General features: G+C 55.1%; 10 protein-coding genes and 1 riboswitch. Of the genes, 3 read left to right on the forward strand and 7 right to left on the reverse strand.

Translation table 11 applies throughout. The annotated features are described in order from the left end of the window. Nucleotides 1-10 precede the first annotated feature (10 nt). Nucleotides 11-865, forward strand: a complete 855-nt coding sequence (locus tag ACGHUK_RS07145; protein WP_390575744.1) for a bifunctional 5,10-methylenetetrahydrofolate dehydrogenase/5,10-methenyltetrahydrofolate cyclohydrolase — start codon at nt 11-13, stop codon at nt 863-865. 107 nt (nt 866-972) lie between these two features. Here the strand turns inward: ACGHUK_RS07145 and ACGHUK_RS07150 are convergent, their stop codons facing one another. Then, on the reverse strand, nt 973-1,926 hold the full coding sequence (locus ACGHUK_RS07150; RefSeq protein WP_390575747.1) for a phospho-N-acetylmuramoyl-pentapeptide-transferase: 954 nt from the start codon (nt 1,924-1,926) through the stop codon (nt 973-975). A 171-nt stretch (nt 1,927-2,097) separates the two neighbouring features. On the opposite strand from ACGHUK_RS07150, the gene ACGHUK_RS07155 reads away from it, so the two are divergent. Then, nucleotides 2,098-3,516, forward strand: coding sequence for an MATE family efflux transporter (locus ACGHUK_RS07155; protein ID WP_390575749.1), 1,419 nt, complete (start codon nt 2,098-2,100; stop codon nt 3,514-3,516). A gap of 126 nt (nt 3,517-3,642) precedes the next feature. On the opposite strand, the gene ACGHUK_RS07160 is transcribed toward ACGHUK_RS07155, so the two are convergent. Next, a complete protein-coding gene (locus ACGHUK_RS07160) occupies nt 3,643-4,242 on the reverse strand; it encodes an ECF transporter S component (RefSeq protein WP_005941988.1) in 600 nt (199 codons plus the stop codon). Between the two features lie 150 nt (nt 4,243-4,392). Further along, nucleotides 4,393-4,512, reverse strand: a riboswitch (FMN riboswitch). A 168-nt stretch (nt 4,513-4,680) separates the two neighbouring features. On the opposite strand from ACGHUK_RS07160, the gene ACGHUK_RS07165 reads away from it, so the two are divergent. Next, nucleotides 4,681-5,763 carry a mechanosensitive ion channel family protein gene (locus ACGHUK_RS07165; RefSeq protein ID WP_371292879.1) on the forward strand — a complete coding sequence of 361 codons (1,083 nt, stop codon included), beginning with the start codon at nt 4,681-4,683 and terminating at the stop codon, nt 5,761-5,763. Nucleotides 5,764-6,001: 238 nt separating this feature from the next. On the opposite strand, the gene pta is transcribed toward ACGHUK_RS07165, so the two are convergent. The 5 genes from pta to rapZ form a co-directional block, all read right to left on the reverse strand. Then, nucleotides 6,002-7,027 carry a phosphate acetyltransferase gene (pta, locus tag ACGHUK_RS07170; RefSeq protein WP_207698061.1) on the reverse strand — a complete coding sequence of 342 codons (1,026 nt, stop codon included), beginning with the start codon at nt 7,025-7,027 and terminating at the stop codon, nt 6,002-6,004. Nucleotides 7,028-7,409: 382 nt separating this feature from the next. Then, entirely contained in the window at nt 7,410-8,384 is a 975-nt protein-coding gene (gene pfkA, locus ACGHUK_RS07175; RefSeq protein WP_005941980.1) for a 6-phosphofructokinase, read from the reverse strand. A 170-nt stretch (nt 8,385-8,554) separates the two neighbouring features. Next, entirely contained in the window at nt 8,555-12,064 is a 3,510-nt protein-coding gene (locus ACGHUK_RS07180) for a DNA polymerase III subunit alpha (RefSeq protein ID WP_390575751.1), read from the reverse strand. Then, nucleotides 12,061-12,990, reverse strand: a complete 930-nt coding sequence (gene whiA / locus ACGHUK_RS07185; protein WP_154255706.1) for a DNA-binding protein WhiA — start codon at nt 12,988-12,990, stop codon at nt 12,061-12,063. The genes ACGHUK_RS07180 and whiA overlap by 4 nt, the downstream gene beginning before the upstream one ends. Before the next feature lie 16 nt (nt 12,991-13,006). Beyond that, nucleotides 13,007-13,870 carry an RNase adapter RapZ gene (gene rapZ / locus ACGHUK_RS07190; protein ID WP_005941973.1) on the reverse strand — a complete coding sequence of 288 codons (864 nt, stop codon included), beginning with the start codon at nt 13,868-13,870 and terminating at the stop codon, nt 13,007-13,009. Between the last annotated feature and the right edge of the window lie 33 nt (nt 13,871-13,903).

The raw sequence follows: 13,903 nt of genomic DNA on the forward strand, positions 1-13,903 counted from the left end.
GAAAAGTATTATGGCAACGATTTTGAAGGGCGCACCCGTTGTAGCCGCTATGAACGAACGCAATGCGGCGCTGTGTGAGCAGCTCAAGGCAAAAGGCATCACTCCCACGCTGGCCATGGTGCGTGTGGGTGAGCGGGAGGACGACCTCTCCTACGAGCGCGGCGTGATCGCCCGCTGCGGCAAGGTGGGCGTGGAGGTAAAGCAGTTTCTTCTGCCAGCCGATGCTTCGCAGGACGATCTGCTGAAGGTGATCGCCGAGGTGAACGCAGAGGATACCATCCACGGATGCCTGCTGTTCCGTCCGCTGCCCAAGCAGTTCAATGACCGCACTGTGCGTGCGGCGCTGGCTTCGGAAAAGGACATTGACGGCATCACGGACGATTCTCTGGCCGGTGTGTTCACTAATACCGATCTCGGCTATGCTCCCTGCACCGCGCAGGCCTGCCTTGAAATCTTGAAGTATTACAACATTCCGCTTTCCGGCAGGCGCGCTGTCGTAGTGGGCCGCAGCCTTGTGGTAGGCAAGCCCGCAGCCATGATGCTGGACCGCGAGAACGCCACCGTGACCATCTGCAATTCCCGCACGCAGAACCTGCCCGCCATCTGCAAGGAAGCGGATGTGGTAGTAGTGGCCATGGGCAAGATGGGTGCCGTGGGTGCCGACTGCCTGCGTGAGGGCCAGATCGTGGTAGACGTGGGCATCCATGTGAACGAAAAGGGCAAGCTGTGCGGTGACGTAAAGTTCAGCGAAGCAGAGCCGGTAGTGGATGCCATCACGCCGGTACCCGGCGGTGTGGGCACTGTGACCACCTCGGTGCTGGTGGGCCATGTCGTGCAGGCTGCAGCAAAAAAGGCCGGGCTGTAACGAATGATAGAACTATAAAATAAAAGACGCTTGATACACTGCTGTATGCTTCCCTGCCGGGAAAACATATTCAGACAAGACCAAGCGTCTTTTTTGATTGCTATATTTTAGCCGCGGACAATGAGCAGCAGCAAAGCCGAAGCCACACACTGCATGATCAGCCAGCGGGCCACCACCTGCTCGTCGCTCCAGCCCTTATTCTTGCGGGCGTGGTCGTGCAGAGGGGTGCGGGTGTTCTTGAGGATGGAAATGTGCAAAAAGCGCTTCAGGCTGATCTTCAGGATGCCCAGACTGCCATCCACGATGAACACGATGGCTGCCAGCAGGAAGGCAAACGGATGGCCGCATTTGAGGGACAGCATTGCGATAAAGAAGCCCATTGCGCGGCTGCCGGCATCGCCCATCAGCAGGCTGGACGGCTTTGCGTTGGACCACAGATAGGCCAGCAGCGCACCCATGAACACAACGCCTGCGGTGCCGTACTCGGCCAGCTCTGTTTTATAGGCCAGCAGGTAGGTGCCGATGGTCACCACTGCAACACTTGCCGAAAGGCCGTCCACGCCGTCGGTGCAGTTGACCACATTGATGCTGGTCCAGATCAGAATAACGATCAGCAGCAGGTACACAGCATACGGCAGAGTGAAACTCCACTGCAGGAAATTCACACCGCAGCCGTTGAAGTTGAGGTAGGTCACACCTGCAACAATGGCAATGGCAAAATCAATGATACCCTTTTTATACTCATTCCATGCAGTTTCAGCAGCATCGTCAAAGTAGCCGGACAGCATGGATGCAATGAGCAGGATGTTGTAGATGACGTATTCCACCTTGAACGGCAGGAATGCCAGCGATACCAGTGCGATGCACAGCACGAAGATCAGGCCGGAACCACGGGCCTTACCCTTGGAAAGCGCACCGTTCACCGCAAACTCGCGGCCATGGTCGTGCGGAAGCTTATCGTGAAAAACGGAGTCCATCAAAGCCGTAAGGGCAAACGCCAGCAGGAATGCCAGAGCATCGACACCGCGCTGTCCTACGACCGAAAGCAGTAATTCGATCATATTCAAAGTTCCTCTTTCTTTTATGTTTGTGAGAGAAGTGTATCACGCTATCCATAAAAAATCAATCATTCCCGGAGAAAAATCCACGTTTGATTGACTTTCTGCAGCGCCGCACTTATAATAGTATATCAGTCTGTCGAAAAAGTTTTTGTTTCTATAAAAGGAGAACTCATGTCCATCTCTCTTGAGCAGCTTTCGGCGCAGATGCGCCGGGGCGAACAGGTGCCGCTACGGCACACCATGCAGGTGGTGCTCACACTGAGCATCCCATCCATCCTGCAGCAGATCGTGGTAACTGCGGTGGAGTACATCGACGCAGCCATGGTGGGGCATATTGGTGCATCTGCTACGGCATCCATTGGCATCGTCAGTTCCAGCACGTGGCTCATGCATGGAATGCTGGCCGGTCTATATATGTCCTTTGCCATTCAGGTAGCACAGTATCTGGGTGCAGACCGGCAGAACGATGCACGCGGTGTATTGCGCCAATCTATGATCTTCAACCTTGTGGTGGGCCTTGCAGCTGCGGCCTTCGGCATTGGCATCAGCCGTTTTCTGCCCGGATGGCTGGGCGCCGGCCCTTCCCTGCAGGCGGATGCATCGGCCTACTTTGCCATCTGGTCGGCTTCCCTGCCCTTTTTGATGATCATGGGAACCTACTCTTCCATGCTGCGTTCCTCCGGCGATGCCCTGACACCGGGCCTTATCAGCGTGCTGACCTGCGTGCTGGATGTGATCTTTAACTTCTGCCTTATCAATCCCACCCGTGAGATGGTGGTGTTTGGCCGCACAATGACCGTCTGGGGCCTTGGCTGGGGGGTACCGGGCGCAGCACTGGGCACCGCCCTTGCTACCGCTATCAGCGGTGTGCTGACCCTTGCCATCCTGCTGCTGCGGGACGGCCCGCTGTGCATCCGCAAGCCCGGCTCCTGGCACATTACCAAAGCCTGCCTGCAGAACCTGTGGAAGGTAGGCGCACCGCTGGCCGCAGAGCGTGCAGTTCTTTCCTCGGCGCAGGTGCTGCTCATCCGCATCGTATCCGGCCTTGGCACCACCGCCATTGCTGCCAACAGTCTGGGTGTGAGCGCCGAAAGCCTGTGCTACATGGCAGGCTATGGCATTCAGGATGCATCCCTTGCACTGGTGGGGCAGGCCGTGGGCGCAAACCGTCGGGATATGGCAAAAAACTTTGCCTGGCTGTGCACCGGCATGGGCATAGGCATCATGGCGCTGACCGGTGTTGGCATGTACATTTTTGCGCCAAACCTGATGGGTATTTTCACCGCAGATGCGGCAGTTATTGCGCTGGGCGCACAGGTGCTGCGCATTGAAGCACTGGCCGAACCGATGTTCGGTGCCAGTATCGTTGCCAGCGGTGCCATGCAGGGTGCCGGAGACAGCACGGGATGCTTTGTGCTGAACCTTGTCAGCATGTGGGGCATCCGGCTCACGCTGGCTTCCCTGCTGGCTCCGCATTTTGGGCTGGTGGGCGTATGGATGGCCATGAGCTTTGAGCTGACCATGCGCGGGGTGCTGTTCCTTGTGCGGCTGGTACGCGGCAGGTGGCTGGACAAAGGGGCATTAGCCTGATCGACCGCTGGCGGATATATTTTCCTCTAAATAACAGCTCCCCGGCCGGGAACCGCACTGCGGGACCTGACCGGGGAGTTTTGCTGTGGTTATATGATTTGAGAAGAAGAAAAAATGGAGAACAAGTTACTTTCTGCCGTGCAGGATGGGAGACAGCGGCTTGTAAATCAGCATGCACAGCACTGCATCCAGCAGGCCTTTGACCAGCGTGAAGGGCATATTGAAGATGACAAGGCACTTGATGAGGCTGTCTGCAGAAGGCAGGATGGCCTGATACATGCCGAGGATGGCTTCCAGCGGCATGTGGTAGAACTGCACATAGGCCGGATAGGTGATGAAGTAGTTGGACGGTACGCTGAACACAGCCATGGCTGCAGCGCCTGCAATAGCACCAATGATGGCGGTCTTGCGGCTCTTGTGGTGCTTATAGATAACGCCTGCCACAGCGGAGAAAACCGCACCCAGCATGAAGTTGCACAGCTCGCCCACGCATGCAGTGGAAGTGCCCTTGATAACGATGTGCAGCAGGTTCTTCATAAAGCTGATGACCACACCGTACACCGGGCCGAGAGCAAAGGCACCCAGCAGAGCCGGCAGGTCAGAAAAGTCCATCTTGACGAAGGACGGGATGAGCATCGGAATGGGAAACTCAATGAACATCAGGATAAAGGCCACCGCACTGAGCATGGCGGCAACAGTAAGATTGTGAGTCGTGCTTTTTTTCATGGTAATGATCCTTCCCGGGGTAAGATGCCCCTTACAAAAATTGTTCCGAAAGCTCTTTTCGTATCTTGTTTTTTGGAACGGGAAGGACAAATAGAAAAGCGCCCTGCTGCAACAAAAACACTGCAACAGGGCGCGTAGACAACGATTTGCCTGCCGTTTCTTGCATCCGGACTATACCGTTGGTCCCGGAGTTGCACCGGGTCAGCACCCTTGCGGGTGGTCGCGGACTTTACCGCCAGTGGGGAATCTCACCCCGCCCTGAAACGAACTTTCTGGCACAAAGTATAGCGTGGCAGGCCCAGCTTGTCAAGAGGACATCTTAAAATTTGTGCAAAAAATGTCAAAGTAATTCTTTCAAGCTCCCTTCTCTGTAAGCTCTTGCCCGGGTGGGTGCGGTATGGTATCATAGATGGGTCGTATAAAATTCAGGAGGTTATCATGATCTTTTCTATTCGTGATCTTTCGTTTGAGTTTGGCTCTGTGCTGCTGGAGGGCTGGTTTGCACTGGCTGCGCGCGCAGGGTGCGCGCTGCTCATTCTGCTTGCCGCATGGCTGGTACGCCGCTGGCTGAGCAAAAGGGGCATTCCGGCACTGCTGGCCCGCAAGTGGCACTTTAACGGCACTCCCATCCTGCTGCGCAGCTTTGCGGTACCCATCCAGCGCATGTGCACTGCGGTTGGCGTATATCTGGCGGCAGCTTCCCTGCCCTGGGCCATTCCCGGCATTGCCAAGCTGCTGTTGGTCTGCTTCCGCCTTGTCATGACCCTGCTGGTCTGCGAGGGCCTGTATGCGGCATCGGATCTGGCCGACCTGCTGCTGGCTTCCTGCAGCCCGGAGATCCGCTCCAACAAAACACTCTGCTCTTTGCTGGACACCGCTTACAAGGTGCTGGTGATCGTGCTGTGCGTGGCAGCGTTGGCACAAGAAGTGGGCTTTCCCATCGGCAGCATTGTCGCCGGTGCCGGTCTGGTTGGTCTGACCATCTCGCTGGCCGCACAGGAAAGCGCCAGCAACCTGTTTTCCGGCATCGTGATTCTGCTGGACAAGCCCTTCTCGGTGGGCGACTGGATCACTGTGGGCGATGTGGAAGGCGAAGTGATCGACATCAACTTCCGTTCCACCCGCATCCGCTCGCTGGATAAAACCATCAATGTGGTGACGAACAGTAAGATCTGCTCTTCCACCGTGCAGAACGCCGCCCTGCGCACCATGCGGCCCTACAAGTTCAATCTGGGTGTCACCTATGGCACCACCCGCCCGAAGCTGGAACAGCTGATGAAAGACTTGCAGACCATGCTGGACGCAAGCCCTTACACCAACAAGGGTACCAACATCGTACAGCTTGCAAACTTTGGCGATTCCAGCATCAACATTCTGGTCTCCGCCTACCTGCTGACTAACGCCTACGCGGAATTTTTGCAGATGCAGAACGACCTGAACCTGAACATTATGGACATCATGCAGGCCGACGGTGTGGATTTTGCGTTCCCCTCCACCAGCGTGTATATCGAAAAGAACTGAGCAAACCTGTAATGGGGCTGTTGCAAAATAGCGCCAACGAAAAGCGGAAAGCAAAAATCTCATCTTTTTCCCTCAAAAAGAGTAGAATTTTTCGGAACTGAAAATGCAAAAAGCTGAGCACCTGCTTTTTCACAGATGCTCAGCTTTTCTATACTCATTTTTTGAAATCTGCCTTTGAGGCCTCAACATTCTGCCCGTTTTGTACGGTGAATGCGGCGGCTATTTTCAATCAGTCAGCTCAAGACTGGCAGGCAGTGATCAGGCTCATCTTGTAGACCTCGTCGGCGTTGCAGCCACGGGACAGGTCGTTGATGGGAGCGTTCAGACCCTGCAGGATGGGGCCGTAAGCTGCATAACCACCCAGACGCTGAGCAATCTTATAGCCGATGTTACCGGCCTCGATGCAGGGGAAGATGAAGGTGTTGGCCTGACCAGCCACCTTGCTGCCCTTGCACTTGACCTGTGCAACTTCGGGAGCAACGGCAGCGTCAAACTGCAGCTCACCGTCCACAGCCAACTCGGGATCCATTTCCTGAGCCTTGATCACTGCGTCATGGCTCAAAGCAACGGTGCCGCCCTTGCCGGAGCCCTTGGTGGAGAAGCTCAGCACAGCAACCTTCGGATCGATGCCGAACAGCTTTGCGGTCTTGGCAGTCTCAACAGCGACCTCAGCCAGCTTTGCAGCAGCAGGGATCTTGACCTCGCCGGTAGCCTTATCAATGGTATCGGTATAGTCGATGTTAACAGCGCAGTCGCCCATGGCAATGCGCTTCAGGCCCTCTTCACCGCAGTCACGGTCCAGAATGAAGCAGGAGCTGACCAGATGTGCGCCCTTCTTAGTCTTGACCAGCTGCAGAGCGGGACGAATGGTGTCGGCAGTGGAGTAAGTAGCGCCGCCCAGCAGGCAATCAGCCTTGCCCATCTTCACCAGCATGGTGCCGAAGTAGTTGGACTTCTTCAGCAGAGCGGTGCACTCCTCAGCGGTCTGCTTGCCCTTGCGCAGCTCCACCATGGTGTTGACCATCTCATCGAAACCGGCATAGTTCTCGGGGTCGATGATCTCGGCAGCGGAAATATCAAAGTTACCGGCGGCAGCAGCAGCCTTGCACTCAGCCTCGTTGCCCACCATGACGACCTTCAGCACGCCCTCGGCCAGCAGCTTTGCAGCGGCCTCCAGAATGCGGGGATCATTGCCCTCGGTGAAAACGATCGTCTTGGGATTTGCCTTCAGCTGTGCTACCAGCGGTGCAAACATATCAGCCATTGTGATTACCTCCGAATTTACTTTCCAATATTCACATCCAGATATCTGTTGGACACAAGGATGCCTTTCTCTTTTATTCTAGCACATACGGCAAAAAGTTCAAGACAAAATTGGCTTTTTGTGCTACAATTTTTGCCTCACGCATCATCGTTATTTTCCTGCCAAAGTAGTAAAACACGCCCTGCGTATTCCTTCACAATTTCCCGTAAACCACCTTCCACAAATTTCAATTTTAAGCTATGCACTTTTCATTCACGATTTTTCTTTTTTAAAAATGCAGAAAGCTCCAGTCAACTCATGTATTTTTTACGTTAAAACGCAAAAAAGAGCCGTCCTCCCGATTCTTCGAGGGAACAGCTCCATAGTATTAGCTTTATAAATATCAGATAGAAATGGTGTTACACACGTCGATCAGCACCGGGTCAAGCGTCTTGGTCATTTCAAGAGCTTCATCCACAGGGTAATCCACCAGCTTTTCGCCCTTCATGCCGACGATGCGGTTATACTTGCCCTGCTCCAGCAGGCACACGGCATGGTAGCCCATTGCAGAAGCGTTCACACGGTCACGCAGAGTGGGAGAACCACCGCGCTGGACATGGCCCAGAATGGTGGCGCGGGAGTCGATGCCGGTGCGTGCCTGAATCTCGTTTGCGATCTCCTGTGCATGGCCGACACCCTCGGCAACAATAATAATGAAGTGACGCTTGCCGGTCTTCTGAGTCTCAGCGATCTTATCCAGAATATCACGCTGCATGTCAAATTCCTTCTCCGGCAGTAGAACAGCCATAGCGCCGGAAGCAATTGCAACATTCAGAGCAATATAACCGGCGTTGCGGCCCATGACCTCGACCACACTGCAGCGGTCGTGGCTCTGGGTGGTATCGCGCAGCTTGTCGATCATCTCCAGCGCGGTATTCATGGCGGTATCGTAGCCAATGGTGTAATCGGTGCAGGAAATATCGTTGTCAATCGTGCCGGGCAGACCGATCATCGGAATGCCGCGGTGGGCCAGCTCACGAGCGCCGCGGTAAGAACCGTCGCCGCCAATGACCACCAGCGCATCAATGCCCAGTTCGCGGCACTTCTCTGCACCCTTGTCCTGACCTTCCTTGGTCTTGAATTCCAGACAGCGGGCGGTATACAGAATGGTACCGCCTGCAGAGATGATGTTCGACACACTGCGCAGGTTCATCTCAAAGCATTCGCCGTTCAGCAGGCCATTGTAGCCACGCTGAATGCCGATCATGCGGTAACCCTTATGCAGGCCGGTACGGACTACGGCGCGCACGGCAGCGTTCATGCCAGGAGCATCACCACCGCTCGTCAATACGCCAATCGTTTTGATCTGCTTTTCCATACGAGAGTTTCCCTCCAATTTGTTTCTTCATTTACCCAATGGTATCACAGCGTTCTCCGTTTTAACGCTGTCCAAAGCACTTCATTTGCCTTGAATCATTATAACACAAACGCCTTATTTTGGAAACAGCCATCCCGCCGGATTTGCGTTAAGATTCGTGCACGGAAATGTCATTTTGTTGCAATGTTGTCCGTTCCGACCAGCCTTTCCAGCTCTTTGAACAGCAGCGGATGGCCGGATGCGTACAGATGGCGCGGCACACGCAGATACTGCTTGGTATCGGTCAGATACAGGAGCACCGGCATGTCCCCATCAAAAATGCCAAGCAGATTGACCACCTTTGCATATTCCCTGCTGCTGCGGGAAGGCACACGGATATACAGCTTCTTTGCTGCCGTTTTCATCGGGTCCGGCCTGCCGTTATCCAGTCGGGCCGGATCGTAATTATCGATCGGGACGATGCTCTCTGCCAGCAGCTTGGAAGCTTCATCCTCCCGTACCGACAGTCTGCCATCGATCACGACGACTGCATTTTCGTGCAGTGAATCCCGGAAAGCATCCAGCACCTTTGGGAATACGATCACTTCCATGGTGCCGGTCAGGTCTTCTACGCTGGTAAAAGCCATCATGCTGTTGGACTTTGTGGTCATCATGCGGCTTTTTACCACCGCGCACACAATGCGCACTTTTTCTCCATCCTTCACATGGGCATCTTCCCCTGTAAGATCCTTGATGGTGTGGGATGCAATGCGTGCCGATTGTTCCCGGTAAGCATCCAGCGGATGACCGGACAGATACAGACCGCTGACTTCCTTTTCCTGCTGGAGCAGTTCCTTATGGCTGTATTCCGGCAGCTGCTTTATTTCATAGTTATCCTCGGAAGCACCGCTCTGTGCTTCCCCGCTCATCACCGAGAACAGATCCAGCTGTCCATCCAGATTGCGCCGAGAGTCGGTCTCAATGCTCTTCAGAATGCCCTCTACGGCCTCCACATGGCTGTGGCGGTTGTTGCCCAGATGATCGAATGCGCCGGCCTTGATGAGGCACTCCACTGCCCGGCGGTTCAGTTCATTGCCATGCATCCGCTTGCAGAAATCGTACAGGCTGGTGTAAGGCTTATTCTGCCGCCCCTTCACCACATTCTCGATCAGGTTGCGGCCCACATTTTTGACCGCATTCAGGCCAAAGCGGATCTGACCGCTTCCATCCGCCGTAAAGCCGCCGTTGGAAACATTCACATCCGGCGGCAGCACCTTGATGCCAAGGCGGGCACACTCGCCGGAATATTCAATGACCTTATCCGTGTTATCCAGCACACTGGTCAGTAAAGCCGCCATGAACTCACTAGGATAATGGCACTTGAGGTAGGCCGTCTGGAATGCCACATAGGCATAGCAGGCCGCATGGCTCTTATTGAACGCATATGAAGCGAAACTGGACATTTCATCGTAGATCTCATTGGCCACTTTCTCAGAGATGCCGTTTGCCACACAGCCGGGGCATTCGTTGCCGGAATCGGTGCAGCCGTACACAAAGTGCTCTCGCTCGGCCTCCATGACGGCATGTTTCTTTTTGCTCATGGCACGGCGGACATTGTCTGCCTGACCAAAAGAAAAACCTGCCAGCTCCCGGAAGATCTGCATGACCTGCTCCTGATAGACGATGCAGCCATTGGTCACATCCAGAATGTGGGCCAGCTGTGGGGTCTTATAGCTGATTTTGTCCGGCTCGTGGCGGTTGCGCAAGTAGGTGGGGATCGAATCCATGGGGCCGGGACGGTACAGGCTGATCAGAGCGATAATGTCTTCTAGGTTCTGCGGCTGCAGGCCCACAAGCACCTGCTTCATGCCAGAAGATTCCAGCTGGAACACACCCTCGGTGTCTCCCTGCCCCAGCATCCTGTAGGTGTCCGGGTCGTCGTAATCCAGCTTCTGGATGGAGAACTCCGGGTGGTGCTTCTGCACAGCAGTTTCCGCGTCATGAATGACGGTCAGCGTGCGCAGGCCCAGAAAGTCCATCTTCAAAAGGCCAAGTTCTTCGATCTCGGTCATGTTGAACTGGGTCACAGGCAGGCCGTCGTTGGTGGCCAGCGGCAGATAGTAGTCCGTAGGCTCCGGGGTAATGACGACACCCGCCGCATGGGTGGAAGCATGGCGGGGCATGCCCTCCACCTTCAAGGCCGTGTCGATCAGCTCTGTGACCTGCGGGTCGGTATCGTACATCCGCTTAAGTTCCGGCGATACCTCCAACGCACGCTTCAGCGTCATTTTCAGCTCCATGGGCACCTGCTTTGCCACAACATCTACCTGCTGATACGGAATGCCCATCACGCGGCCCACATCGCGGATGGCGTTGCGGGCGGCCATGGTGCCAAAGGTGACGATCTGAGCCACATGGTCGGCACCATATTTCCGGTTGACGTAATCGATCACTTCCTGACGGCGCTCGTAGCAGAAGTCCACATCAAAATCTGGCATACTGACGCGCTCCGGGTTCAGGAAGCGCTCAAAGATCAGGTTATAACGGATGGGGTCGATATCCGTGATGCCCACGCTGTAAGCCGCAATGCTGCCTGCGCCGGAGCCACGGCCCGGGCCTACCGGGATACCCTGACTCTTGGCGTAGTTCACGTAGTCCCACACGATAAGATAGTAGTTCGTGTAGCCCATCTTTTTGACCACGCCGATCTCGTATTCCAGACGGTCTTTGTTGGCCTGCGGAACATTGGGGCCGTAGCGGCGCTCCAAACCTTCCCAGCAGAGCTTTTCAAAAAACGCCTGATTATCCATACCGTTCGGCGCTTTGTAATATGGAATTTTAGTGTGTCCAAAATCAAAATCAAAGTTACACTGTTCGGCAATTTTGGCGGTATTCTCGCAGGCTTCCGGCACCATGGAGAACAGCTCGTACATTTCGTCTGTCGTTTTGACATAGAACTCGTCGGTCTGGAACTCCATTTTATCCGCATCCTGAATGGTCTTGCCGGTCTGGATGCAGAGCAGGATGCCCTGCATTTTGGCATCCTCCTTGCGCAGATAGTGGGAGTCGTTGGTGGCTGCCATGGGAATGCCGGTCTCCCGTGCAAGCTTGATGAGCTGCGGCAGCACAGTATTATCCTCTTCCAGACCATGGTCCTGAAGCTCGATATAATAGTTTCCCTCGCCGAAGAGGTCTCGATACCACAGCGCTGCTGCTTTGGCGCGCTCATAATCGCCCGCCAGAATGGCCTGTGGAACTTCGCCTGCCAAACAGGCCGACAGGCAGATCAGACCTTCGTGATATTTTTCCAGCAGTTCCTTATCAATGCGGGGCTTGGAATAAAAGCCCTCCACAAAGGCGGCCGACACCATTTTGATCAGGTTTTTGTAGCCGGTCTCATTTTTGCACAACAGGATCAGGTGGTTGTTGCCGTCGATCTTATTTACCTTGTCAAAGCGGGTGCGGGTGGCCACATACACCTCACAGCCGATGATAGGCTTGATGCCAGCCTTTTTTGCAGCCTTATAAAACTGCACGCAGCCGTACATCACGCCGTGGTCGGTGCAGGCAATGGCGGTCTGTCCGCACTCTTTTACGCGATCCATCAGCTGGTCAATGCGGCAGGCACCATCCAGCAAGCTGTACTCTGTGTGAATGTGCAGATGGACAAAAGGCCGGGTATTGGCTAATGCTTCGCTCATGCTTTTGCCTCCTGTTCCAGATTCTGCCGCAGCGTTTCGGCCAATGCCTCCAGCTTCTTCATCCGGTGCGACAGGCCGGATTTGCTCACGGGCGGCTCAAAGCAGCCGCACAGCGCTGTGAGCGAAAGATCCGGGTACTGCATCCGCTTGGCAGCAGCCTCCTGCAGTACCTCCGGCAGAGTGCTAAGGGCATCCCGCTCTTCCAGAAAGCGGATGGCCTTCAGCGTCTGCGCATTGGCACGGGCCGTTTTGCCAAGGTTTGCCGTATCACAGTTGGTCTGTCGGTTGGTCTGGTTGCGCACCTGTTTGAAGGCTTTTTGCGCATGCATTTCCTCTGCAGCGTTTCCAGCGCCCATAAAGCTGAGCAGCCGTTCCACATTGGCCCCGGTCTTGACGTAGATCAGGTTCACGCCGTTGCGGCGGGTGCGGTGCGGTGCAAACTCATGCTCTGCCAGCAGCGCTTCAAAGTCCCGTGCCAGATTGGTGCGGGAGGTAAGAAATTCCAGATTATATTCTTTCTGCGGATCAATAACCGTTCCACTGCACAAAAAAGCTGCGCCAATGTACGCACTGACGCAGGTCTGACAGCGGATAAGGCGGGGATCGATCTGCAGGCTGGTCTCGCTGCCCGTGGTGCCGAACAGCTCGTGCACCCGGGCCACCTGCTCCGGTGCGCGGATGTTGAATTCATACAGCACGCCGCTGGGCCGCTGCTTGTGCAGGATCTCGCCCTGCACGCCGCAGCGTGCGAACAGCTGCTGGGCAGCCTGCACCGTCTCCTGCTGCTCGGTTTGCACCACCAGACCCTTTGCATCAAAATATTTGGCAAAGCACGCAATGCCATAAGCTGCCGCACGCACACAGCAATCCTTCTGGATGCTGCGCTGCGCGATCTCCTCCCGCGCGCGGGATGCAAAACTACTCATACTTCCTCGAATTCTGTCAGCGTTTGGCATCGCGGTGCTGCACGCCCGGCTCGTAGCCGAGTTGCGTGCAATACTCCGCGATCTTACGCGCAAATGTAATGGAACGGTGCTTGCCGCCGGTACATCCCACCGCAATGGTCAGCTGGCTTTTGCCCTCCTTGACGTACAGCGGCAGTGCATACTGCAAAAAGTTCTCATACCGCTTGAGCAGTTCCTGTGCTTCCGGGTGGCTCATGACAAAATCCACCACATCCTGATCAAGGCCGGTCTTATGCTTAAGTTCCGGCACGTAGAAGGGGTTGGGCAGGCAGCGCACATCCAGCACAAGGTCTGCCTCCGGCGGGATGCCGAATTTGAATCCAAAGGACATCACGGTCAGGCGCATGGCACCCTTGGCTCCGCCATTTTTTGCAAAAAGATCGCAGATGCGTTCTTTGTTTTGTGCTGTAGAAAGCAGGGCGGTATTGATGACGTAATCTGCACGCTCCTGCAAAGGCTTCAATATTTTGCGTTCCTTTGCAAAGGCCTCCCGGGTGGAAATGCCCTCGGCAATGCTGATGGGGTGGCGGCGGCGGGTCTCGCTGTAGCGGCGCATGAGTACATCGTCCGGGGCATCCAGAAATAGAATTTTATAATCCACACCCTGCTCATCCAGCTTGTCGAGCGCACGCTCGATCTCTTCGCTGGTGCGGCAGCCGCGCACATCCATGGAAAGAGCCACCCGCTCCAGCTGGCTGTCGCCCGCTTCCGAGAATGCAGTGATGCTGGGCAGCAGTCCGGCCGGAACATTATCTATACAGAAAAAACCGATATCTTCCAGCGCATTCATAGCCACCGACTTGCCTGCACCGGAAAGTCCGCTGACGATCAACAGCTCCATAATCTGATCTACCGCTCCTTTTTTGCTTTTTCC

The sequence above is a fragment of the Faecalibacterium sp. i25-0019-C1 genome (assembly GCF_042854225.1).
Classification (GTDB): domain Bacteria; phylum Bacillota; class Clostridia; order Oscillospirales; family Ruminococcaceae; genus Faecalibacterium; species Faecalibacterium taiwanense.